This is a genomic window from Thioalkalivibrio sp. ALRh, assembly GCF_000381425.1.
In the GTDB taxonomy this organism is placed as follows: domain Bacteria; phylum Pseudomonadota; class Gammaproteobacteria; order Ectothiorhodospirales; family Ectothiorhodospiraceae; genus Thioalkalivibrio.
The window spans coordinates 347,728-371,115 of the sequence record NZ_KB906519.1; the positions used below are offsets into that span (position 1 = coordinate 347,728).

General features: G+C 66.8%; 26 protein-coding genes and 1 other RNA gene. 8 read left to right on the forward strand and 19 right to left on the reverse strand.

Translation table 11 applies throughout. The annotated features are described in order from the left end of the window. Nucleotides 1-2: 2 nt before the first annotated feature. Nucleotides 3-1,592: a DNA mismatch repair protein MutS gene (locus F791_RS0101650; protein ID WP_019592091.1), complete on the reverse strand. Its 1,590-nt coding sequence runs from the start codon at nt 1,590-1,592 to the stop codon at nt 3-5. A 149-nt stretch (nt 1,593-1,741) separates the two neighbouring features. Then, entirely contained in the window at nt 1,742-2,908 is a 1,167-nt protein-coding gene (locus F791_RS0101655) for an aldo/keto reductase (RefSeq protein ID WP_018138704.1), read from the reverse strand. A gap of 226 nt (nt 2,909-3,134) precedes the next feature. Here F791_RS0101655 and ssrS point away from each other — a divergent pair. From ssrS to F791_RS0101670, 4 genes are all read left to right on the forward strand, one after another. Next, nucleotides 3,135-3,320: non-coding RNA, 6S RNA (gene ssrS, locus F791_RS13365), on the forward strand. Between the two features lie 25 nt (nt 3,321-3,345). Further along, nucleotides 3,346-3,981, forward strand: coding sequence for a 5-formyltetrahydrofolate cyclo-ligase (locus F791_RS0101660; RefSeq protein WP_038038657.1), 636 nt, complete (start codon nt 3,346-3,348; stop codon nt 3,979-3,981). 32 nt (nt 3,982-4,013) lie between these two features. Beyond that, nucleotides 4,014-4,478, forward strand: coding sequence for an EVE domain-containing protein (locus tag F791_RS0101665; protein ID WP_018138702.1), 465 nt, complete (start codon nt 4,014-4,016; stop codon nt 4,476-4,478). A 4-nt stretch (nt 4,479-4,482) separates the two neighbouring features. Continuing rightward, a complete protein-coding gene (locus F791_RS0101670; protein WP_018138701.1) occupies nt 4,483-5,160 on the forward strand; it encodes a glutathione S-transferase family protein in 678 nt (225 codons plus the stop codon). Between the two features lie 323 nt (nt 5,161-5,483). Here the strand turns inward: F791_RS0101670 and F791_RS0101675 are convergent, their stop codons facing one another. From F791_RS0101675 to F791_RS0101705, 7 genes are all read right to left on the reverse strand, one after another. Continuing rightward, a complete protein-coding gene (locus tag F791_RS0101675) occupies nt 5,484-5,759 on the reverse strand; it encodes a cupin domain-containing protein (RefSeq protein ID WP_018138700.1) in 276 nt (91 codons plus the stop codon). 33 nt (nt 5,760-5,792) lie between these two features. Next, the gene (locus tag F791_RS0101680; RefSeq protein WP_018993657.1) at nt 5,793-6,485 is read right to left on the reverse strand and encodes a DUF6064 family protein; all 693 of its coding nucleotides are present in this window, start codon (nt 6,483-6,485) and stop codon (nt 5,793-5,795) included. A gap of 25 nt (nt 6,486-6,510) precedes the next feature. Continuing rightward, nucleotides 6,511-7,404 (reverse strand): aldo/keto reductase, encoded by an 894-nt coding sequence (locus F791_RS0101685; RefSeq protein WP_018648995.1) that lies wholly within the window; start codon nt 7,402-7,404, stop codon nt 6,511-6,513. Between the two features lie 205 nt (nt 7,405-7,609). Beyond that, nucleotides 7,610-8,080: a DsrE/DsrF/DrsH-like family protein gene (locus tag F791_RS0101690; RefSeq protein ID WP_018138697.1), complete on the reverse strand. Its 471-nt coding sequence runs from the start codon at nt 8,078-8,080 to the stop codon at nt 7,610-7,612. 116 nt (nt 8,081-8,196) lie between these two features. After that, entirely contained in the window at nt 8,197-8,340 is a 144-nt protein-coding gene (locus F791_RS13750) for a hypothetical protein (RefSeq protein ID WP_018138696.1), read from the reverse strand. A gap of 86 nt (nt 8,341-8,426) precedes the next feature. Then, on the reverse strand, nt 8,427-10,016 hold the full coding sequence (locus tag F791_RS0101700; RefSeq protein ID WP_018138695.1) for a dynamin family protein: 1,590 nt from the start codon (nt 10,014-10,016) through the stop codon (nt 8,427-8,429). Nucleotides 10,017-10,230: 214 nt separating this feature from the next. Further along, entirely contained in the window at nt 10,231-10,944 is a 714-nt protein-coding gene (locus F791_RS0101705; RefSeq protein WP_019592092.1) for a hypothetical protein, read from the reverse strand. On the opposite strand from F791_RS0101705, the gene F791_RS13875 reads away from it, so the two are divergent. Next, nucleotides 10,943-11,734, forward strand: a complete 792-nt coding sequence (locus tag F791_RS13875; protein WP_018138693.1) for a hypothetical protein — start codon at nt 10,943-10,945, stop codon at nt 11,732-11,734. The genes F791_RS0101705 and F791_RS13875 overlap by 2 nt on opposite strands. A gap of 86 nt (nt 11,735-11,820) precedes the next feature. Here the strand turns inward: F791_RS13875 and F791_RS0101715 are convergent, their stop codons facing one another. The 5 genes from F791_RS0101715 to F791_RS0101735 form a co-directional block, all read right to left on the reverse strand. Further along, entirely contained in the window at nt 11,821-12,063 is a 243-nt protein-coding gene (locus tag F791_RS0101715; protein ID WP_019592093.1) for a hypothetical protein, read from the reverse strand. Between the two features lie 523 nt (nt 12,064-12,586). Beyond that, nucleotides 12,587-13,387: a hypothetical protein gene (locus F791_RS0101720; protein WP_019592094.1), complete on the reverse strand. Its 801-nt coding sequence runs from the start codon at nt 13,385-13,387 to the stop codon at nt 12,587-12,589. Between the two features lies 1 nt (nt 13,388). Continuing rightward, nucleotides 13,389-14,432 carry a glycosyltransferase family 4 protein gene (locus F791_RS0101725; protein ID WP_019592095.1) on the reverse strand — a complete coding sequence of 348 codons (1,044 nt, stop codon included), beginning with the start codon at nt 14,430-14,432 and terminating at the stop codon, nt 13,389-13,391. 3 nt (nt 14,433-14,435) lie between these two features. After that, nucleotides 14,436-14,834, reverse strand: coding sequence for a 6-carboxytetrahydropterin synthase (locus F791_RS0101730; protein WP_018138689.1), 399 nt, complete (start codon nt 14,832-14,834; stop codon nt 14,436-14,438). 31 nt (nt 14,835-14,865) lie between these two features. Beyond that, the gene (locus F791_RS0101735) at nt 14,866-15,843 is read right to left on the reverse strand and encodes a zinc-binding alcohol dehydrogenase (protein WP_019592096.1); all 978 of its coding nucleotides are present in this window, start codon (nt 15,841-15,843) and stop codon (nt 14,866-14,868) included. A gap of 110 nt (nt 15,844-15,953) precedes the next feature. Here F791_RS0101735 and F791_RS0101740 point away from each other — a divergent pair, with 110 nt between their 5' ends. Both F791_RS0101740 and F791_RS0101745 read left to right on the forward strand, forming a co-directional pair. Next, the gene (locus F791_RS0101740) at nt 15,954-16,730 is read left to right on the forward strand and encodes a CDP-alcohol phosphatidyltransferase family protein (protein ID WP_018138687.1); all 777 of its coding nucleotides are present in this window, start codon (nt 15,954-15,956) and stop codon (nt 16,728-16,730) included. Continuing rightward, on the forward strand, nt 16,727-17,341 hold the full coding sequence (locus F791_RS0101745) for a YceI family protein (protein ID WP_018993662.1): 615 nt from the start codon (nt 16,727-16,729) through the stop codon (nt 17,339-17,341). The genes F791_RS0101740 and F791_RS0101745 overlap by 4 nt, the downstream gene beginning before the upstream one ends. 15 nt (nt 17,342-17,356) lie before the next feature. On the opposite strand, the gene F791_RS0101750 is transcribed toward F791_RS0101745, so the two are convergent. The 5 genes from F791_RS0101750 to F791_RS0101770 form a co-directional block, all read right to left on the reverse strand. Further along, a complete protein-coding gene (locus tag F791_RS0101750) occupies nt 17,357-18,715 on the reverse strand; it encodes a YhjD/YihY/BrkB family envelope integrity protein (RefSeq protein WP_018138685.1) in 1,359 nt (452 codons plus the stop codon). Between the two features lie 36 nt (nt 18,716-18,751). After that, nucleotides 18,752-19,384, reverse strand: a complete 633-nt coding sequence (locus F791_RS0101755; RefSeq protein ID WP_038038620.1) for a YdbL family protein — start codon at nt 19,382-19,384, stop codon at nt 18,752-18,754. An 86-nt stretch (nt 19,385-19,470) separates the two neighbouring features. Next, complete coding sequence (locus F791_RS0101760; RefSeq protein WP_018993663.1) at nt 19,471-21,471, reverse strand: hypothetical protein; 2,001 nt, start codon at nt 21,469-21,471, stop codon at nt 19,471-19,473. Nucleotides 21,472-21,533: 62 nt separating this feature from the next. Then, on the reverse strand, nt 21,534-22,322 hold the full coding sequence (locus F791_RS0101765; protein ID WP_018138682.1) for a YdcF family protein: 789 nt from the start codon (nt 22,320-22,322) through the stop codon (nt 21,534-21,536). Nucleotides 22,323-22,339: 17 nt separating this feature from the next. Further along, complete coding sequence (locus tag F791_RS0101770; protein WP_012982173.1) at nt 22,340-22,822, reverse strand: Crp/Fnr family transcriptional regulator; 483 nt, start codon at nt 22,820-22,822, stop codon at nt 22,340-22,342. 103 nt (nt 22,823-22,925) lie between these two features. Between F791_RS0101770 and F791_RS0101775 the strand changes: the two genes are divergently transcribed. After that, the gene (locus F791_RS0101775) at nt 22,926-23,384 is read left to right on the forward strand and encodes a DUF6231 family protein (protein ID WP_018993664.1); all 459 of its coding nucleotides are present in this window, start codon (nt 22,926-22,928) and stop codon (nt 23,382-23,384) included. Nucleotides 23,385-23,388: the final 4 nt, after the last annotated feature.

Genomic DNA, 23,388 nt, shown 5'->3' on the forward strand with positions numbered 1-23,388 from the left:
GCTCACGCCTTGCCGGCATCGCCCCCGGCCTGGGCGGTGGGGAGTTCGGCGAAATGCTCGCGCGCACGGGCAACCAGCTGGGCCGGCAGCCCGTTCTTCTCGGCAATCGTAAGACCAAAGGACACACCCGGCTCGCCAATCAGCAGCCGGTAGGTCGGGGACAGCGTCTCGGCATCGAACTGCATCGAGGCGTTCACGATGCCCGCGTGCTGGGCGGCATAGTCCTTCAGGGGCGCCAGGTGGGTATTCACAATCCCGCGCGTGCCACGCGCACGCAACTCGTCCAGCATCGCCATCGCCAGTGCCGCGCCCTCGTCGGGGTCGGTGCCCGTACCCAGCTCGTCCAGCAGGATCAGGGTCTCCGACCCCGCGTGATCAAGAATCCGCTTCAGAACCTCCACATGGCCGGCAAACGTGGACAGGTGGTGGAACAGGCTTTGATGGTCGCCGACATCGACCATCACCTGATCGAAGCGCCCGATGCGGCAGTCCTGCTCGGCCGGGATATGCAGCCCGCACCAGGCCATGGTGACCAGCAGCCCGAGCGTCTTCAGCGCGACCGTCTTGCCGCCGGTATTCGGCCCGGTGATCAGCAACAGGGGCTGCTCGCCATCCAGCCGGATCGACAGCGGCACCGGCTGCGGCCCGTTGCCCTCGGCGAACTGCAACAGCAGCAGCGGGTGGTAGGCCTCGATCAGTTCCACCCCGGCCTCCGCCTCCAACCGCGGGGCATGGGCATTCATCTGTGCGGATAGCTGCGCGGCGGCGGATGCCAGGTCGATCCAGGTCAGTGCGGTCAGCATCAGTTCCAGCGGCTCGCCATACTGGCGCACCACGTCGGTCAGCTCGCGCAGCAGGCGCTGCTGCTCGGTATTGATCTGGCTGTTGACCGTATCCAACTGGTTGTTCAGCGGCACCGCCTCGATCGGCTCGACGATCTGGTCGCGCCCGCCCATCGCGGTGCCGCGACGCACACCCTTGACCGCATTGGCCGCCTCGCCACGCAGCACCATCACCGCGCGTTCCTGGTGCCACTGCACCTTCAGCGCGTCCTCGCCCTTTTGCGCGACATCGGAGGCCGCCAGGCGCTTTTTCACCACCGCCTCGACCTCGTCGCGCAGGCGCCCACGCTGCTCGAAGGCCTCGACCAGCGCGGGGCTCGCGTCCTCGCGCAGCGACCCGCCGGGGTTCAGGCACGCCGACAGGCGCTCTTCCAGCCCCTCGGGCGGATACAGCTTGTTCAGGTCCGCCGGATAGATCTCGGGGGTGTCCGCCAGTTGATCCGCCAGCTCGCGGGCCTGACGCATGATTGTCTGGAGGTTGTGCAGGGCCTGCACCGGCAGCGCAGCCCCGGGGTTGGACGCCTGGCGCAGCGCCGCGCGCACGTCCGGCAGTTGCCCCAGACGCGGCAGGGTCCCGGCATCCAGACGCTGGCGCGCAACGGTCACCGCGGTCTGCAGTGCGCGCGCCGCATCCAGGTTCGGTGCCGGCTCCAGCCCGCGCGCGGCATCCGCGCCGTAGGGCGTCGCGGTCAGGCGCTCCAGCAGACGCTGGATCGCGGGGAATTCGAGGGCCTTCAGATCAACCTGCATGACATACCCTTGTGCATGAATTCTCTACCATGGCCGGGGCTCGGGACCCTGTGGGAGCGTGCTTGCACGCGAAGCCCCTGCCAAAGCCGGATGCAGGCGGGGCTTCGCCGGCAAGCCGGCTCCCACAAGGGGGGAGACCAGGCTTCGGCTCACTCCTCGGCCTTCTTGAACATCCCGAGGTAGGCCTTCTTCTCCAGCAGCGGTTCGCGCATCACCGCCAGCATGTCGTCTAGGTGTTCCGGCGTGCTCATACCAACCAGGGAGGTGCCCAAGCCCGGCGTGGAGCGGTTGAACTGCATCGCGCGCTGCGCCGGATTGGGCAGGTTCGCCAGCTGCTGTTCGACCACCTCCACCGACTGCTGGGCGAGGTGTCCCTTCAGCATGGAGTGGGAGGCGAACATGTACACCTCCAGCTGGTGCGCGGCCTGCAACGGGCTGGCCACATTGCCCTGCCCGGTCGCGGTGTTGAAGCGGGTAAAGCCTTCCAGCATCACCTGGTTGAACGGGAGCATCCCGATCTTGAAGTGGTGCCGGGCGTGGTCGTCGCCGGTCACGGTCTGGGCCGCACGTTCGGCCAGCCCCTGCATGGAGGTCAGCGACTGAAACACGGCGGCATCGGTCTCCTCGCGGAAGCCCTCGAACGTGGAGATCCCGTAGGCGCGGATCTTCTTTTCCCGCGCCGCCCGCTCCAGCATCTGGAACACTGGCTCCAGCTTGCGGTTGGTCGCCTCCTTGCCAATCTCGTGGATATGGACCTCGGGCTGATCAATGACGAAGGCATCCAGCGTCTCGACCCCCATCAGCGAGCGCGACAGCTCCATCTGATAGTGGATGTACTCTGGCGTCAGCAGGTGCGCGCCCTTGGCGAGATCGTCCCGGGTACCCATGCCCTGGGACTCGATCTCCCGCTGGAACCAGGCATCCATGTCGTCCGGCGGCCCGCCGCGCAGCGTCATGAATCCGCCCTTGGAGATCAGGAACATCGCCTCGCGCGGGACCCCAGCCTCCAGGGCCGTACGCACGCCTGCCCCAACGGCCGCCAGCGAACGACCATAGCGGTAGTGGGCACCGGTGTCGACGACATTGATGCCTTCGGTCAGCCCGCGGGCGACGATGGCGGAGATCGCGGCATCCACCTCGGCTGTGGCGGCGCCGCCAAAGGTGCCAATGCCCAGGCTGGACAAGCGCATCTTCGCGCGCGAGAACTCGCTGTAGTGACCCTCGGCGGCCTTGCCCTCGGCGATGTAGTGCTCCGCATAGCGGCGCGTCGCCTTGGCGTTGGCGTATCCCGGGATCAGTTTCTGCGGCGATTCCATAGAGCTCCTCTGCACAGTCCGGAGAAGGCCGGTACTCGATCGCGCACCGCCCGCTCGCATCCATCCGGAAAACGCGAATCCTACGTCACCCGAGCGTGATTGCTAAAACCCATCCAAACCGGCGAGTCTCCCAAGCGGCCGGATTCCGCTCTGGGTGGATCGTGCAACCCTGATGTGATCATGGTTGCGCACACCCCTGGGGGATTGGTTCATAATGGTGGCGGACGCGTCGCTGCGGCGTGCGAAAGTGGCCTGGTGGTACCCTTGAGCCTTAATTCTTCACCACGGGACCGAGCACTTCCGTTTCGTTGCGCATGTCCGTCATCGAGCGGAAAGCCTTAAGATTCGGAGGCTTCTCCCACCTGAACCTCTGGTTCAAGGTCGATGGTCACTTCGGCGCCCGCGGGGCGCGTCCACCTCATTATTTTGCGGATCGTATGTCCAGGGACGAGACCTCCTTCACGCCTGACGAACTGCGCCAGCTACGACTGCGCCTGCGCCGCGAGCGCGCCGCGCTGTCCGACGAGCGGCTCGAGATTCATTCCGCCCTGATCTGCGATCACCTGCTGCGCTGGTTCCAGCGCTGGCAACCGCATTGCATCGGTGCCTATCGGGGCCTGCGCGGCGAGGTGGATCTGACCCCCCTGACCGTGTCCCTGGCCCGGCGCGGCACCCGCATCGCCCTGCCGGTGATGGATGCCAAACGCCCCGGGCGCATGCACTTTCACGCCTGGGGGCCAGACGTGCCGCTTTGCCAGAACGGCTTCGGCATTGCCGAGCCCTGCCCCGATGCCCCGCGCATCTGGCGCCGCGAGATGCAGGTGGTCCTGCTGCCGCTGGTCGCCTTCGACCATGCCGGCAACCGCATGGGCATGGGCGCGGGCTATTACGACCGCTACTTCGCCCGTCGCCGCTTCGGCATCCACCGCCCGAAGCTGATCGGCGTGGCCCATGCCCTGCAGGGGGTCGAGGCCCTGCCCAGCCAGCCATGGGACGTCCCGCTGGACGGCGTGGTCACCGAGGACGGCTGGCATGCGCTGCCCCGCCGCGCGCGGCACAATACGCACACCTGACCCACACGCCCGATCCGGCACAAGGAGCCCGCATGGCCTACTGGCTGATGAAATCCGAGCCCGACGAGTTCAGCATCGATGACCTGGAACGCGTGGGCGTGGAGCCCTGGGACGGCATCCGCAACTACCAGGTGCGCAACATGATGCGCGACGAAATGAAGAAGGGTGATCTGGCCTTCTTCTACCACTCCAACGCCAAGCCACCGGGCATCGTCGGCATCCTGCGCATCGAGAAAGAGGCCTACCCGGACTCCTGCGCCTTCGACCCCGAGGACCCGCACTACGATCCGAAGAGCGACCCGGACAACCCGCGCTGGCTGCGGGTGGACGTCGCCTTCGAGGAAAAGTTCGGCGACATCATCACCCTCGACTGGCTGAAGCGGCAGCCGCAGCTCGAGGACTGCCCGCTGGTCCGCCGCGGCAACCGCCTGTCGGTCATGCCCATCACCCAGGAGCAGTGGGACTTCATCCTGAGCCACGCCCAGCGCGGAAAGTAGCCGCGTGGCCACGCTCTACCACTTCCCGCACGACGCAAAGGCCGACCGCCTGCGCCTGGCCTGTGGCTACAAGGGTGTGGAGCTCGAAACCGTCGCGCTGGACTGGTTCGACGACGAGACCTTCTTCGAGCTGGGCGTGGCCCGCCAGTCGCCGGTCCTGCAGATGGATGACGGTACCCTGGTAACCGACACGCTCACGGCGCTGCGCGACATCGACCACCTGTTCCCGACCGGCGAGCCCCTGGCGGAAGGCGTAATCCCCGAGGATGCCTGGCAGGCCCTGGTCGACTGGCGCGGCAAGGTCGATGTGGTGCTCGATCGGCTGTACGCCCCGCTGGCGCCGGGCTTCCACGGCATCGGCGAGAGCGCCGAGACCCTGGCCGACTACAAGGCCCAGGTGCAGCACCGCTTCGGCCTGTCGCTGGAAGAACTCGCCAACGACCGCTACGACGGCTACAACCAGCTCGCGAAACTGAGCCGCCTGCCGGAACTGGCGAAGCACCTGGCGGCCAGTCGCTTCTATCTCGGCCACCCTTCCATCGCCGACTGCGTAATCGCCGCCGACCTCTACCCCCTGCAAATGCACGACGGCATCAACCTGCCCGTCGACATGCTCTACTACCTGCGCCGCGTCGAAGAAACCTTCAGCACCCGCCTCGACAGCCAGTGGCTCGCCCGCTGAAGGCCCTGTGGGAGCGGCCTCGGCCGCGAACACGAAACCTGATTTCACCACCGGCGCATCTCCAGATTCAGGCGAACCCCACAAAGGCCGGCAAGACGCACTGACCGACCTGATTCGCAACGCTGTTCGACCAACCGCCTACTCGTAGGATGCGTTGAGCGCAGCGAAACGCATCAGGGGTCGGACAAGGCGTGGGGAATGGCGCGTTTCGCTACGCTCAACGGCACCCTACGCCGTTTGGAAAAGGCCCTGCATTCGTGCGCAAGCACGCTCCACCGGACACACCACGTCGTAGCGTCCGTGTCGGACCTGCGACGATACACTCAGCCGAAGCGGTAGTGCTTGCGGATGTCGCGGTGGATCTCCCAGGTGCAGTCCATGCCCTCGGGGAAGGTCACCAGGTCGCCCTCACCGACCGTCACCGGCTCGCCACCACCGTCCGGGGTGACCGTCACCTGCCCCTCCAGGATGTAGCAGACCTCGCGCTCGTCGTAGTGCCAGGGGAAGGTCGAGACCTCCTTTTCCCAGACCGGCCAGTCGAATACGCCGAGGCGTTCCAGATGGTCCTGCTCCGGCCGATGGATCACTTCGATGGACATGACGGGCTCCTCTGTCTGGGGGAAATGGCAAGCCTAACGGGACCGCGACCGGGCGCCAAAAGTATCGGAGCGAAACAGGCCCCTCTCGCCCGGGTAAAGCCGGCGAACGAGCAACAATACGAAAGCGATCAGGCCCAGCGCGGCCGGTAGATACTCCAGCCAAATGCCCAGCTCCCAGGCGATATAGGCGGTCACCAGGGCCCAGAGGAAGGGAATGATTGCCAGGATCAGCGACGGGCGCGGCTGGGCCAGCAGCAGGATGCCGAGGGTGAACAGCATGGTGGGTCCCGGCGCGACACCCACGTACTGGGCCTGGGCCCAGGACACCCCCAGGAGCAGGACCTCCAGCAGGGCATGGCCGACCATGGCATAGGCCATCACCACGATCGCGACAAGGCCGGCCACACCACCCGGCCAGCCAAAGCCGTGGCGCCCCAGCAGCGTGAGGGCGAACAGGAGCATCAGGCCCTGCGCGACGAACACGCCCGCCAGCCGGCCCGCCCAGAAATGGAATTCGGCAAGCACACCCCCGATGAACACGACCCCGATCCAGACCCACATCACAGCGAGCAGCAGGCCCACGACGCGTCCGGCCCCGCGCCCGCCTACAAGGGCCAGCGCCAGTGTAACGAGCACCATCAGGGCCGCGACCCCGTGCAGCGGCCAGATGGCGCGATTGTATTGCCCGAAGATCGACAGCAGGGTTTCGGCGGCAAATGGCAGCATCCGCACTCCCGGTAAACTTTGAGACTTAAAGTGCTTCGACGTATTCGATCATGCGCTGGCGCATGTCGTCATCCGGCATCGGGCCGTAGAGGGCTCCCATATTCTCCCGCATGTGCTCCACGACCGAGGTCGCCGGGATCGCACAGGTGACATCGGGGTGCGAGACGATGAACTTGAGCAGGAGTTGCGGCCAGTTCTCGCAGTCGATCTCCCCCGCCCAATCGGGCAGTGGTTCGCTCTCGAAGCGCTTGATCAGCTCCTTGCGGCGGAACGGGCGATTGGCGATGACCGCCACCTCGCGTTCTCGGGCCAGCGGCAGCAGGCGTTCCTCCGCCTCGCGGTCGAGGATGTTGTAGGTCAGCTGTACGAAGTCCAGGTCCTCGCGTTCCAGGATGCGCTCCAGCTGGTTGTGGCGGCGCCCGTGGGAGGTGGTCACCCCGATATAGCGGATCTCGCCCGCCTCGCGCTTCTCGCGCATCGTCTCCAGATGCGCCTCCCAGTTCTGCAGGTTGTGCACCTGCTGCACATCCAGGGTATCCACGCCCCACAGGTCCAGCGACTTCGCATGCTGGTTGCGCCCGGTGCCGGTGCTACCTGTCCAGATCTTGGTCGCCGAAATCAGCCCTTCGGGGTGGCCCAGCTCCTGCAGGCAGTGCCCCACTACCGCCTCCGCGCGCCCGTACATCGGCGAGGAGTCGATCATGCCGCCGCCGCGCCGGAAGAAGGTATCGACAATCTCGGTGCGCAGCGCGAGGGCATCCGGGTCATCCGCGACGTTGAAGGTGATCCAGGTGCCCATGCCGATCACGGGGATCTCCTCGCCCGAGGAGGGAATCGCCTTCCTGTTCGGTTCGCGTCCCTCGCCGGCCGCGCCTGCGAGCGGCCAGCCGGTACCGGCGGCAATGGCCGAACCGGCCATCCACTGCAGAAACGACCGGCGCGAACTCTGATTCGGGACTCTCGCCATGCGACGGCTATCCTTCGGAACCTTACCCACGTGGTCCCGCCGAACGCGCCAGAAGTTCCGGCACGGGAGTATTTTGGCCTGCCAGAACGAAAACGGCCCCGGGCAGATGCCGCGGGGCCGGGACAGGCGGACGGGCCGCCCGGGGCTTCACATCCGCCTAGATAAACAGACAGATGTCCGACTCGCCGGCGAACTCGAAGAACGCGGCGGCGCCGGCATACTCGATGCCGTCAATGAACTCGCTGGTGTCCATATCGAACAGATCCACCGTCATCTGGCAGGCGATCATGCGCACCTCGGCCTCCTGACACAGTTCCCGCAAATCCTCGAGATCGGAGACGCCTTTCGCCTTCATCTTCTTTTTCATCATCGTCGTCATCATGCGCTGCATGCCCGGCAGCCCCTGGAGCATGACCGGCATGGGCATAGGCATGGGCATCCCCGGGTTACCCAGCGACGTGACCTGCAAATCCATCTTCTTGCGCAGCAGCTGCAGCCCGTAAAAGGTGAAGAACACTTCGACTTCATAGCCGAGCGCGGCAGCGGTCGAGGCCAGAATGAACGGGGGATAGCCCCAGTCCAGACTGCCCTTGGTCGCAATGATGGCCAATTTCTTGGTATCGCTCATTCACTCCTCCTTGGTGGTGGAGGATGGTCCGCCACAGCCCCCTGCGCGTAACCCCACCCCCCTGTGGATCGGGGCCGCCCCGTGCGACCCCAATATTTCGATCTAGTGCGGGCTGGCTATTTCGAGGCCAGGCGCGCCTTGCGCCAGTCCCGGATCAATGCACACCCCGCACATACCCCGAGCGCTGCCAAACTGCCCCAGACCGAGATCGGGACCAGAATCATGGCCAGCGCGAAGAGCATCCAGGCGACAACCGTCATGGTGATACTCCGTCATGGCCCTCGCCCCCCGACGAGGAAACCATGCATCGCGGACTAAACAAGGAAACGCCGCGGCGTCCTCCTGACTAACGCGCTTCGGGGCGCTCCGCGGTCAGGTCCCCTGGCGTCTCGGCGGCCGCTGACTGATGTACAGCATCACCGGTCGACTCCGATACAGTATCCGATTGTGCCTGTTCTGCCGAGCGATGCACATCGGCAGCCGAGGCTCGGCCCCCCGTACGCGATACGGGCCGGGCATCGACGAACTGGTTGTTCAGGCGCTGGATATAGGCCTCGGCGCGATCGCGCAACGCATGCAGGCGGCCGATCTTGCGCCGTCCCAGGCCCAGCGGTGCGCGACGCAGCATCCAGCGCCACGGGCGCGTGTTCTTTTCGAAAGCCGCCCGCCAGTTACCGGCGGCCGACTCGGTCGGCAGCGTGCGCGCGATGCGCCGGGCGATCCAGCGGCGGTTAAAGAAGTGGAGCCCGGCCAGCACAAGGACCAATACAACAATGCCGGTCGACGTCCAGATCGGGTGCTCGCCCATCGACGCCCAGGCCGAACCGTCCATCCAGGGCCCGAATCCGCCCGCCGTGTTGTACCCGATCACACCCAGGATCACGGCAATCACCGCGAACATGGCGGCGTCGAACTGAAACACCCGCCGCCGCCACCGCTCCAGTGCCCTTCGCAGTGCAGGCAACGCATCCATTTCGATGGATTCGGCGATCGCCTGCAGCGAGCCGAGGATACGATACGAGCGTGACGAGCTGATTTCCTGGATCTTCTCGTGGATCTCCGCGCGATCACGCTGCGACTTTTCCTCGTAGCGTTCGCGCACCTGCTCGTCGCCGATCTCGACCCCGGCGCTCTCGTTGAACATGCAGTAGAAACGCCCGGTGGCATTGCCCTGGCGCACGACCGCACGTTGCCAGGCGGAGACGACCTCTTCCAGGTTGTCTTCGCGCCAGGTGGTGTCGATCTGGTTGAGCACAAACACCAGTTTGTTGAAGTCGTTGCGCTCGGCAACCCGATTAACCAGGTGCTCCAGCGTATCGCGCATCGCGCCCGGCTCCGGGTGCCGCGCATCGAAGAAGACGACCACAAGATCCGACAGATCGATGATGTGGTCGGTCAGTTGCAGGATCGTCGCACGCTGCTCGTCGGCGTCGAACCCGGGCGAGTCGATCAGGATACGCCCGCGCAGGCGCTCGGAATTGGCGGTCTTCATCGCCAGGAAATGGTCCACGGTGCGGCCACCACCATCGGTAATGCGCTCGATCTCGTCGGACACGCGGTAGAACGGGAAGCGCGGATCACCATCCAGCGCCAACCCCGGAAGCTCCTGCACCCGCTCGCTGCCGCCGTAGCTGATGACGGTGAACTTGTCGTCCACCGCCTGCGAACCACTGCGTTGAACAGTGGTCCCGACGTACTCGTTGATGAACGTCGACTTGCCCGACGAGAACGTCCCGAGCACCGCAATCATCGGCCACCAGGAGATCGTAAAGGCGTAAGAATCCTCCTGAGGATTCAACAGTCCCGAGGCATAGCCGACTCGATCCAGATCACGGAAGGGGTCGACAACCCCTTTGAGGACTGGATTTTCTTCGGCGAGGCGATCGCTCAGCAGCTTGAGCTGCTTGCGCACGCGGCGACCAGGACGATTAAACATGGGGACTCCGTTGCGGCGGCGGCCACCCGGCAGACACAGCTACTCCGTGCCCGGACGCCTCCGCGATGTGAATTGGCTCCATTCATCATACCCATTGCGCCCACGCCTGTGTGGTCCGCGGTATGGGTTACGACCCCGGGAAACGCTGGCGATCCAGCGTTTCCCTCACAAAGGTTCGAAAACGCCGAAGAAACGCTTACTGGCTCACGTTCTTCTATCGATACTCATCCAGGTGCGCCGCACCCTCCTCATGATGACGGTCGTAAACCGGGGCGAGGCGCTCGATCATACGCTGCCGCTCGCTCTCGGGCAGCACCTTGAGGGCACCTTCCCAGGCATCCATCGCGGCCCCGAAATCGCGCATGGCAAACAACGCGTTGCCGAGCTCGCCATACAGATCCGCACGTTGCACCGAATCCTTAGGCAGCGCCTCCAGCCCCTCGCGCAGTACCGCTACCGCCGCGCGCGGTCCCGCACGCCAGTAGGCATCACGCCCAGCCTGCAGAGCCGCCTGGGCAGACTGCGCGGCACGCTCGGCGTCCACCTCGACCGCTGCATCACCTTCGAACGCGGGCTCGCGCTCGGTAGCCAGGTCGGCAGCCGCCTCATCCTCCGCGTCCTCCTGAACGTACGGCTGATCATGCGCAGCCCCGGTCATGGGATCGGGGTCCCCCTCGTCATCGAGTTCACGGGCCGGGCCAGGGCGAACATCGTCCTCCGTGGCTTCATCCTTCGCGGCTGCCTCGTCCTGCACATCGGCATCGTCGGCGGGCACTGCGTCGGCCTGCTCGGCGGTCTCGTCCTCGGGGACCGCCTCGGCGCTCGGGGCCAGCACGTCACGTGCCGACCAGGCGATGAACCAGAGCACGATCACGATCACGATGAAGTAGCGGTTGATAAAGCTTCGCGGCTTGTCTGCGTTATCCATGCGTCACCTTTCGATTTACCTTCCAGTTCAATCCTACATCCTCTGTAGCGGCCGGTCCGCACCGCGCGTTATTCGCCCGGAACGGTCAATCGTTCATCTCCGGGGTCAGGTCAGTGTCGTCGTCAAAGGACGGTTCATCACCCATACCACCCTCGGTAGGGGGAGGATCGCCGGGGCCATCCCCGCTGGCCCCACCCGGGGGCTCGGCATCACGAGGGGGCATGCCCTGACCACCCGGCGGCTGGCCCTGGGGCGGTTGCCCTTGCGGAGGCTGGCCCTGAGGTGGCTGACCCTGCGGAGGCTGGCCCTGAGGCGGTTGCCCTTGGGGCGGCTGGCCCTGCGGCCCTTGTCCTGGCGGCGCGCCCTGCGGGTCACGACCTTGGGGATCACGCGCGCCCGGGGGCTCGCCCGGCTCGACATCGCGCTGCTGCGGGTCTCGTTGCTGCGGCGGTTCGCCCTGCCCCGGCATTCCGCCTCGGTCCTGCCCAGGCGGCGGTGCACCGCCCGGGGTACCGCCCGGAGGCGCTCCACCCGGGGGACCCCCTGGCTCGCCACCCGGAGGGGCACCGCCAGCCGGGCCACCCGGGTCGCCACCCGAACCACCACCAGGTGCCTGGGCTTGATCCAGACCGTGGCCCCGCTCGCTCTCAAAGGCGGGGCGCTCACCCAGACCGGCAGGCCCGGAGTAAGGCGCAAGGCCAGAGTTGTCGCCAGGTGCGTACTGCGCGGAAACGGCGAAGGGGACGGCCATCAGGGCGCCAAAGACCCCGGCCTTGAGAAGACTGCGTGACTGGCTCATGACGAAACCTCCGTCGGAGCTGACTATGTGAATTCGGGGCTGGACGAACGCCCGGCCCCCGTAGGTCGCGCCAGGGTTCAGGATCCGTTGGCGTCGTCTTGCTGCTCTTGCATGGCCTCGCGGTGACGGCGCATTTCCTCGCGATAGACCTCGCGCGCGCGCTCCGCAGCCTGGCGGTGTGCTTCGCGCATTTTTTCGTGCTCGGCCTGGCGTTCGCGCATCTGCTCGCGCATCGCCTCGCGGTCCTCGGGATCGAAGTCCGGGTCAAAGTCGCGCATGCGCTCCTTCCCGCCGGGGCCATACGGCATGCCGTACTGCATCGGCCCGCCGTGATAGGGACCGTGATGTGGCCGCTGGCCGTAACCGGGACCATAGCCGTACCCGTAGCCATAGCCGTAACCAGGCCCGTAGCCATGCCCGGAACCATGGGGGCCCGAACCCATGGGCCCGTACATCATGCCTCTATGGCCAGCCCCCCGGGGGCCTTGACCATACGGCCCCGGGACCGCCTCTCGATGCATCATGCCCGGCCCGCCAGGATGTCCACCCTGACCGTGCATTCCCGGGTAGCCATAGGGACCGGGGATAGTGGGCGCGTGCATGGCACCCGGCCTGTCAGACGCGGAATCTGCATCCTGGGCCAGCGCCGGCCCCGCCAGTAGCAGGCCGGCAACGCATGCAAACCCCCAAAAAAAGTGTTGTGGTCGTTTCATGTTTTGGGCTCCTTCTCCAGGCGCCGCCAGATTCAACCGCCATGCGGGATTCCGGCGAACTGCACGTTCTCCTCAAGGCGTGTGACAACACAATCGCCGCAGTTACTCCCGCCAATTACACGAGGGCAGATCAGTGTTTCCCTAACACCAGCATATCGCAGTGCCCAACGCTCAGATGCACCCGCCCGTCCGCGATATCCCTGACTCGGGAACGCGCCCAGTCCTGGAACAATGGACGACCCTGCGGCTCCATCTCGGCCGCCGCCTCCGCCCAGCCTCCGATCAGGGCAGCCGCAAGCGCCGCCTGGCCCTGCCTCAGCTGCCAGTCACTGGTCTCGGTGATCACGCGAAGGCCGTTGGCGGTCAAGGCTCGAGCACAATAAGCCGCAGCCTCGGGCCCCAGGGCCGGGCCAAAGCCCTTGTCCGTGCGCTGATGGCGATTCACCGCATTACGCACGCGCTCGTCGGCCGCATGCGGGTGACTCCACTCGATACGCCCATCGTAGCTGAGCGCGAACAGCGCCGGGACCGGCCATTCGGTCAGCGTGATCACCAGGCGGTCGAGCCAGCTCGCCGAGACCAGATCCAGCAGGGCGGACGCCGTCACCAAACCTGCATCCGGCGGGACCGGGGGTGGGGCACCCGAGAAATCGAGCACCTGCGGGGTGACGGTAACGGCCCCGTCCGGCGCTGAGATCGTCGCCAGCAAGTCGGCGTCGTGATCCACCAGGGTCCAGTTCTGCGGCCCGGTCAGGCGCGGTGCCAGATAGCGCAGGTTGGAACCGGCCCCGCTACCTAGATCCAAGACCTGCAGGGGTGTCTTGCACCCCGCAAGCGCGTCGTTTAAGGGCCCGAGCAGGGATTCCGGCCGGGCCGCATGATCCGCCGGTTCGCGCAGAGCCAGCCAGTCTCCGGCAAAGCGCTCGGCCATCTCAGGCCACCTCCAGCCACAGAGCCAGACGACGGGCACCCTCCGTCCAGCCCGGTAGAGACTCGGCATGCGCGCGACCCGCGCGGCCCATGCCCCGACGCTGTTCGGCGTCGCACAGCAGACTCCCCAGTGCCCGGCGCAAGGCCTCCACGTCCCCGGGCGGCACCAGCAGGCCCGCAGTCTCCGGCACGGTCTGGGGGATGGCGCCCCCCGTGGTCCCAACGACCGGCAGGCCGCGCATCATTGCCTCGGTAAAGGCCATGCCGAAACCCTCGTAGGCGCTCGGCAGCACGAAGATCGAGGCCTGGTCATAGAGCTCCGCCAAGCCCTCGTGTGTCAGCACTCCCGGGGCCGAGATTCGCGCATCCAGACCACTCTCGGCAATGGCAGCACGCACAGCGGCCGTGTAGTCCGGATCGCGATCCATGGCACCAGCCAGCTCGGCCCGCCAGGACCGATCGCGCAGGCCGGACAGCGCGCGCACCAGCTCGAGCTGTCCCTTGCGGGGCACCCAGGCGGCCACGCACAACAGCACCGGCACCTCATCCTCCGGGCCACGGGCCAGCGGCGCCGGTTCCACGCCAGGCGGGATACTGCAAAGGCGTTCGGACGGCACACCCCAGTCGGCCACCTGCGCCCGCGTGTAGTCACTGGTCACGACCACCCGCGAGGCGAGGGCCACGGCCGCACGTTCCGACTCGAGGAGTTCCTGGGAGCGCGCAGACGCAAGCCCCACCTCCAGACCCAGCGGGTGATGCATCAGGTAGACGAGCCGCAGGCGCCCTGCGTGACGCCGCAAGGTGGCGGGATGCGCACCCGCGGCCAGTCCGTCGACCAGCACCCGCATGCCATCCGGAAAGCTCGCCAGGGCCTCTTCGAGGGCCCGTTCCGCGCGCGCATCAGGCCCGGGGAACTCGCCCTCCAGCTCGCGCAGCTCGACCCGCCAGCCCTGCTCGCGCAGCCCGGAGATCATGCGCGCGTCGTAGCGGTACCCGCCCGTGGGCTGGTCCAGTGCCCCCGGGACCACGAAACCAAGCTCGGGCATATCTCAGGGAGCGCCCTCGTAGCTCGCCCAGGCCACATGGGACTCGTGTAGCGTCACCGCGACGGCGTCCAGTCCCCGGGCCGACTCACCGAGTTCCCCCTGGGCGATGGCCTGCGCCACGCGCTGGTGGATCGCATGAGCGAGAAATTCGGTGGTCGTGTTCTGACCACGGAAGTCTTCACGATCGTCGAGGTTCTGGTAATTGAGCTCGGCCAGGATGGCCCGCAGGACCTCGCTTGCCCGGCCGATATCCACCACCAGCCCATCGGCATCCAGTGCCACGCGGCGGAAGGTCACGTCCACCACATAGGTGGCGCCGTGCAGGTTCTGCGCCGGACCAAACGTGTCGCCGGAGAAACTATGGGCGATCATGAAGTGGTCACGGACATTCAGGCTGTACATGCGGTTTCCTTGCGCGTTTGGGTGAGCAGGATCAGTAGCGAATTCGGTGGCACAGCGTACGGTCCGCCTCTGGCCCTGTCACCCGCTGCATCACGGCCGGGAGATTGGCAAACGCATCCTCACCGGTAATCAGGCCGTCCAGCGCCGGGTCATCGAGCAGTGCGAGTGCGAGCGCCAGCCGGCGACGGTAATCCCAGCGCGACGACCGCTCGGGCGGGATGCGCCCGACCTGCGAGCTGCGCAAGGTCAAGCGACGCGCGTGAAAGCCCTCCCCCAGCGGCAGATCCACGCCTGCGTCACCGTACCAGCTCATCTCCACCACCCGCGCCTCGACACCCGCCAAGCTCAGCGCCTGGCGCAGGCCAGCCGGGTTTCCACTGGCATGCACCACGAGGTCCAGGTCCTGCAAGGAGGCGGCCTGCTCCGGGGCCAGAAGGGCCAGGCCCAGTGCGGCACAGATGTCTTCGCGCGCAGGGTTGGGGTCGATCACGGAGACCTCGGTTCCGGGAATCCTTCGCAACAACCAGGCGGCGAGCAGGCCCACCACACCCGCGCCGATCACGGCGATGCGATCCCCGGGGCCGGCGGCGCTGTCCCAGACCGCGTTGATCGCCGTCTCCATGTTGGCCGCCAGCACGGCACGCTCGGCCGGGACGCCCGCCGGCACCGGCACTACAGCCTGGGTCGGAACAACATAGTCGGACTGGTGCGGGTGCAGGCAGAACACCATCTGCCCCGCCCCGGGGCCCTCGACGACGTCGCCGACACTGATATAGCCGTACTTGACCGGCGCCGGGAATTCGCCCGCCTGAAAAGGCGCGCGCATCGCGGCGTACTGGCTGGGGGGGACGCGGCCATGAAACACCAGAGACTCGGTCCCGCGGCTGATCGCGGAATAGCGGCTGCGCACCCGCACCTCGTCGACACCGGGTGCCTCCAGGGGCTCATCACGCAGCTCGCCCTGGCCCGGTCCGATGACCCAGAAGGCGGTGGCAGAGGGAGCGCTCACGGAGCGGTTCGATCATCGTCAAACATAGGGCCAGTGTGGTCGATGGTCGTGATTCCCGGCAACTCGCGGGCGTTTCCACCGTGTTTCCCCGAGGCGACTACACTCGAGCCATGGATTCCACGCTGAGCTCCAACCGCTGGCCGGAACGCGCGCGCACGGGCCTGCGCACCTGGGCGCGGGACTGGGCGCTGGCCGGCGCGGGCGGGCTCGTACTCTCCGCACTGCTGGGCTGGCAGATCGGTGCCGTGGCCGCCCTGCTGGTCGCACACGCAGGGATCTGGATCCTGCTGGGGCTGATGCTGGTCCTGAACACTCCGCAGGGCGGTCTGACCGATGCGCACCGCGGACCCGGCCCGGCCAACCGTGTAACGCTGGCCCGTGCTGCCATCGCCACGCCCCTAGGGGCGCTCGTCCTGACCTCGGGCGCGGTCCCCGGTACCACTGTCATGCTGTGGATCCTGGGCCTGGCCGGAGCGGCCCTGATCCTGGACGGCGTGGATGGTGCCGTTGCCCGCCGCACAAACAGTCGCACGGCCTTCGGCGCCCGCTTTGACATGGAACTGGACGCGGCCATCATCCTCGTCCTCTCGATTCTGGTCTGGTGGATGACTGCGGTCGGGGCCTGGGTCGTGCTGATCGGTGCCATGCGCTATCTGTTCCTGGGTGCGCAGCGCATCTGGCCCTGGCTGGGCGCGGACCTGCCCCCGAGCCGGCGGCGCCAGACGGTCTGCGTACTACAGACCGGCGTACTCCTGGTCGCCCTGCTCCCGAGCCTGCCCCCGATGGCGGCGATCGCCGTCGCCCTGGCGGGGCTTGCGGCCCTGACCAGCTCGTTCGCCACCGACATCCACTGGCTACACCGTCATCGTCCCGGAGGTTCGACATGATCCACGCCCGCACCCCACGCTCCCTGCTCCTGGCCGGTCTGCTGGCCCTGGCCCTCCCCGTTTCCGCGCTGGCCCAGGCCGATCGCTGGGAGATCGACCCGGAACACTTCGCGGTCGGCTTTCTGGTGGATCACGCCGGCTACGCCAAGGTTCTGGGCATGTTTCTGGAGGCCGAGGGCGAATTCACCTTCGATCCGCAGACGCGGGAGCTGCGCGAAGGGTATTTCGTCGTGCAGACCGACAGCGTGTTTACCAACCACGAGGAACGCGACGACCACCTGCGCAGCGACGACTTCCTGAACGTCGCGGAATACCCGGAGATGCGCTTCACCGCGACCCAGTACGAGCCCACCGGCGACGACACCGGACGCCTGACCGGCGACCTGGAGCTGCTGGGCGAGACCCGCCCGGTGACCCTGGACGTCACGATCAACAAGGTCGGTCGCTATCCGTTTCCGCTCGGTGGGGTGTTCGGACGGCCCTACGTGCTGGGCGCCTCGATGCGCGGCAGCTTCGACCGCTCGGACTTCGGCATGACCTATGGCCTGACGCGCGACATCGTGGGTGACGAGATCGAACTGATCATCGAATTCGAGGCCCAGCGCCAGTAAGCCCGGCGCCGGGAATCAGGTGGCCGCCGCCGCGGCCCCCTCGCTTTTCAACAGGTCGCGCAGCGTACGCCCGTCCAGACGGTCACGGCGTGCGGTCTCCAGTTCCTCCAGCGTGGCCTCGACTGCCGGGTCGCCCTGCAAACGGCGCAGGGCGCGGGCATCTGCATCCTGGCGCAGGGCCTCCAGGATCTCGTCCACCCGGATCCGCTCGAGATCACGGCCTGGCACATAACAGGTGGCATCGGTGCCGGCCCGCACCAGCAGGCCCGCCGACTCGAGCGCCTGCGCGACCTCGCCCAGGGCATTGCCCGGCACTGACAGGTCATGCGCCACATGGTCCAGTGTTGGCGGCGAGCGGCCGTCGAGGAAACGCTGACCCACCTGCTGCATCAGATGCAGGCCCATGCGTTCACGCGCCGCGCCGGACAGGCGCAGGCGCAGGCCGCGCACCGTCATGTACTCGGGGTGCTGTACGTAGAAGGCCACATTGGCCCCGATCAGCAGGATCAGCCAGGCCAGATAGATCCAGATCAGCAACAGGATCATGATCGCGAAGCCCGAATAGATCGCGTCATAGCGAGTGGAACCGGCCACCATGGTCGCGAACCCCCAGCCCACGCTCTGCCACAGCAAGCCGGCCACAACAGCCCCAACCAGGGCCGGGAACAACCGTACTCGAGTGTTTGGCACAAACACGTAGATGAAAGTGAACGCGGCCATGATCAATAGATACGGAACCATGCGCGAGGCGCCAGTGATCAGCGTGCCGAACGGCTCGATCCCGGCCAGAGTCTGCATGGCCGTGGTGGACATCACCGTCGCGGTGATACCCAGGGCGGAGACCACCAGGAGCGGACCAATCAGGATCACCGACAGGTAGTTGGAGAAGCGCTGGGCGAAGTTGCGACTGTTCTCGACCCGCCAGATGGTGTTGAACGCCAGTTCAATCTTCTGCACCAGCGCGATCACGGTGTAGACGAGGAACAGCAGACCGACAAAACCGAGGACGCCGACCCGCATGTTGTCGACGAATTCGATCACGTTGTTCGCGATCTCGACCCCCTGCTCCCCCAGCGGCTCGAGAAACCCGAGCACCACCGGCTCGACTGCGTTGTGCGCGCCGAAGGCCTTGAGTACGGAGAACGACAACGCGATCAGCGGGACGATGGACAGCAGCGTGGTATAGACCAGACTCATCGCGCGCAGCGTGAGCTGGCCTTCCTTGGCCTCGTGCACGATCGCGCCCGCACCCCGCACGATCCCGAGCAGCAGGGCCTTCCAGCGCGGGAGCCGCGTCAGGTCGGTATCCTGCACCAGCGATACCAGACGCTGGCGCTGGGCCTCGATGCGTTCGGCCAGCGTCAGCGCCGGCACGAACCACTCCCTGTGCCTGGCAGGCTCATGAGCGGGCTATTTTTGCTGCCACTGGCCGTTGCGGTCCTGGTACCAGTAACCGGAGGGCGCCTCTTCCACCCAGACCCGGGCGAAGGTCTCGCGAATCCGGTCTTCCCAGTCCGGGCGGTCGTTCGCGCGCGCGATCTCGCGGTAAAGCGAGTCGCGGTCCGAGTTTTCCTCGCTCACCAGCCGCTGCACGGTACTGCGATCGCGCAGCGGAACCTCGGACAAATCACGGATCACCACATCGGCGTTGCGCCCAAAGCCGATTGCCCCGCTGCGAAAATGCGGCGCGAGCTGCGGCGCCCGCTCGCGCATGGAGGCGCGGATACGGTTGATCGCGGGGGTCTGGATCTGCAGATCGGGGCTCTGCGCGGAGGCCGGGCTCACCAGTCGATCCAGCACCCAGGCCAGCACCGGCAGGTTGGCGTTCGCCGGGTTGTTGCGCGGCATCAGCATCGCACCGGGCTCGGCTTCAGACGACGCTTCCGGCTCCCGGGTACCCTCCTCGACCTGCAGCGCGTCGCGCACGATCGCGCGCGCCGCCTCCTCGGCCGCGGCCGTCGGGAAATAGATATTGATGGTCACGCAGCCCGCCATCAGAGCGAACACCAGCGCCAATCCCGGAACACTCCATAAAGCCTTCATGCCGTACTTCCCTTGTCGAGGCGGTTCAACCCGCATGATGCCCAATCTACACCAACACCCTGAACGGTAACCAAACGCCAAGCCGCTTATTGCACCACCGGGCCATCTCCGGCCTGGATGGTCGCCAGGCGGTTGATTAGTTCGGGCCAGTCGACCCGGCGGTTGTAGCCAATCACCTGAATCTGCGGGATGCCCCCGCCCTGCACCAGCACGAAGCCGCTATCCGGACGGTCGGCCACGCCGGAGGCGGTGCAGACCTCGCCACGCAACTCGCAGCGAAACCCGAGACGGCGGTAGCTGAAGTTCTCGAACACCCGCAGGAAGACCGACGAAGCCGCGGCCTGCAGCCCTCCGCCCAGCTCGGTGATGTTCTCCACCGCCCGCTGGCTGATCCGTCGGCGCCCGCGATCACGCTCCGGCGTCATCAACTCCAGATCCATGCGCACCGGCGACCAGTCCACCATCACCAGATCGCGCACATGCCCGGAGATACGGCCCTGGACGCGACCGAAGTCGAACGCCTGCGTCAACGGATCCAGATCCAGCCGCTGGATCTCGGCCGACAGGCCCAGCTCCGGGGCATAGCCCAGCAGGTCGTGGATATACACATCGCGCAACACCACCTCGCCGTTGAACACCTGGACCAGCAAACGGCCATCGACGTTCAGATCCCCCCGCTCGTAGCGCACCCGGGGGATCATGCCGGCCAACCGCCCGGAGAATCGCGGCCAGCCCAGCACCTCGGTCAGTGGCTCCAGACTGATCGCGCGGATACCACCCTCGAAGCGCACATCCGGTCCTGCGTCGGTCTGGCGCAACTCGAAGGCCCCGACCCGCAACCCGCCATCGAAGATCGGGATCTCGGTTTCGGCCAGCAGCTCCATGCCGGCTGGCAGGGCCCGGACCTGCGCCTCGAACGCATCGAACGGCAGCCCATACAGGTGCGCGGCATCCAACGCGAAGGTCCCGGGGCTGCCCGCCTCGTCCGCCGACCAGTCAAGTGCCCCGCGCGCACCGGCCAGGCCGAAACGCCCCCGCCGGTCGCTGGCATCCAGTTCCGCCCACTCGAGATCCGCGCGCCGGGGCTGCGAGCCCGCCAGCTCCACATGCCCTGCGATCTGCCCCCCGGTGGCCAGATCGCCGAGTACCGTCCCGGCCAGCCAGGGCGCCAACAAGGAATCGTAGACTGGGGCGAGCGCATGGACCCGCCCGTGAAATACGCCATCCAGCCCCCCCTCCGGATCGTAGGCCACCGCCTCGCCGCGAGCCTCCAGCGCAGCGCCGTAGCGCAGACCCAGGACATCCATCCGGAACGTCAGGGGCCCGGGGTCTCCCTCCAACCCATTGAGGGAAATCTCCACCGGCCCCTCGTCGTCCAGGTCCACAAACCACGGGTCGATGTAGATCACGCCACCCTCCAGGGCGAGATCCAGGTCCCAGCGCGTGCCGTCCCCGGACAACTGCGCCTGGCCGCGCAGTTCCTCGCCGGCCTGCAGGCCCAGCGGATCGCTGAACGCAACATCTTCCAACCCCAGACGTGCGGTGAGCCGGCCATCCGGACGCAACCGCAGATCGAGGTCCGCCCGTCCCCCGTCGACGGCGACGGGGAGTTCCAGAGGCAAGCGGTCGAATGCGGCCAGCGCCTGGAGATCCAATCCTCGCAACCGGGCATCGACATCCCAGCCGCGTTCGGGGGCGAAATCCGCGCGCAGGCTCCCGCGCCCGCCGAACCAACCGGGCCAGTCCCCAGCCAGTCGGAGATCGCCGCTGTCGCGGCCCCAGGCCAGCGACAGGGGGTGCCCGTCCAGTCGCAGGTCGCCCGAGCGTCCCCACAGACGCGCGTCGTCACAGACCACCTCGCGCCGGGTCAGGCGCAGCTCGGTACATTCCACCCGCGCGGCCGTCAGGGTGCCCACCGGCTCCGGCAGCTCGATGCGCTCGGCACGCAGCTCGAGGCTCAGGCGCCCGTCACGCCAGCCAATGCGGGAGCTCAGCCCCTCGGCGCTTAGGGCCTCGTGCATCAGCGATTCGATGTTCAGATCGGCCCCAAAAGACACATCGGACTCGGCCAGCACTGGAAACGGCATCGCCACGATGCCGCCCGCGCAAAGCCCCGCCAGTATCCAGCGCACCGGACGGGGCACGGGCCTCAGTCTCCCGAACTGCCGCGCTGACGCTCGCGCAGGGGCAACGCCGCCCGCGCCAGCCACTCGCGCAGGGCAAAGCGCGAGGTCTCGATAGACTCGGTCGTGGGCAGGAAGTCCCGCAGGCTACGCGGGTCACCGGTGGCACCGCGGAAACCGGCGGGCGCCGGGTAGGCGTCGAACCCGGCGCGCTCGAAACACTCCAGGGCCCGCGGCAGATGCATCGCCTGGGTCACCACCAGCACGGTATCCACGCCCTGCCCCTGCAAGCGCTGGCGTGTATGCGTGGCATTCTCGCAGGTGTTGCGCGAGGTGTTCTCGAGCCAGCGTGCCGAGACACCGAGATCCTGTTGCAGGGTCGCGGCCATCAGTTCGGCCTCCGAACGCCGCCCGGGCAGGGCCCTCGGTACCCCGCCCGAGACCACAATGGGGAGATCGGTGGCACGATGCAGCCGCGCGCCCTCGCGCACACGCTCGTGGGTGCGGGGGTTCAGGGCGTCGTGTCCGGCGTCCTCCGCGCGCCCCACCCAGCGGCCACCGCCCAGGATGACGATCGCATCCGCCCGCCCGGTCGCCAGTACGCTGTCGCGCACCTCGCGCTCGAGGGTATCCGCCAGGGGCTGTGCCACGACCTGCAGGCTGGGCAGCACCAGCGCCAGCAGCCCCAGCGCCAGGAGCGGCCGGCCACCACGCCAGTCGGCCCGCCACAACAGCACGCCAAGCACCGTCAGGGCGATACCCAGCCCCGGCGGCAACAGCAGGTGTTCCGCAATGGTTTGCAGGGACGCGAGCATGGGCGGTCCCGCGGGGCTTACTTCTTGCCCGGGGAGTAGAGGTAGTGGGCGTAGGTCGCCACGTCCTCCGAGACACGGCGGATCAGGTGATCCAGGCTGATGATCGCGAACTCCAGCAGGTTCACCGCGATATACGGGTTCTCCACACGCAGGCGGTCGTACATCGAGCGCGACAGGCGCAGCAGCCGCGTCTTGTCGCTCAGCGCACGCATGCGCACGCCGCGCGGCACCCGGTCAAAGAACGACATCGACCCGGCCAGCTCGCCGGTTTGCATGCGGCCCACCTCGATCTCCTGGCTGCCGTCGTCGTGGTACAACGCGGCCGTCCCGCTCACCACGAAAAACAGCGACTCGCCCACCTCGCCGATATCCGCGATCACCTGCTTGTGGTGGGTCTCCACCACCTCCAGGTATTCGAGCAGGACTTCCACCTCCGCAGGCGTCAGGGACGCGGAGATCGGGTGCTTGGAGAGGAATTCGGTCAGCAGTTCCTTGGACATGAGGGGCTTCCTTCTAACGGGTCCGCAGTAGCAGTGGGAGTCATTTAGAGTATAACGAACACGCCGTCGGCACAGGCGACGGGAATTACCAAGGAGGCCTGCGTTGATCGACATTGATGCCCTGCGCCGACATCTGCCGCGCCGTCTGCGCGAAGGTCGGGCCCTTCTGCTCGCGGCCGGGGCCCAGCCACCGGACAGCCCACCGGGGCTGGAACAGATCACCGTGGAGGCCTTTCTCGAACACCCACCCGAATCCCGCGTGCCATTGGTCCTGCTACTGGACACCCTCAGCGCCCTGGATATCCCGATCGGCCAGCATCTGCTCGGCGGGCTGCGGGATCGCTGGGCCGACGAGGTGCTGATCCTGCATCGGCTGGACGATGAACGCTGGGGACTGAACGAGTTTCTGGCACTGGGTTTTCGCCGCGACCCGGACGCCGAATCGGCCGCGCCGGATCATGCGGTCTACCGCACCAGCCTGTACGACTACAAGCTGACGCCGGACTGGCTGAATGCCCGCTTCTGGGCCAACCCGGACATGTGGGACAAGGCGCGCTGGTAGGCGC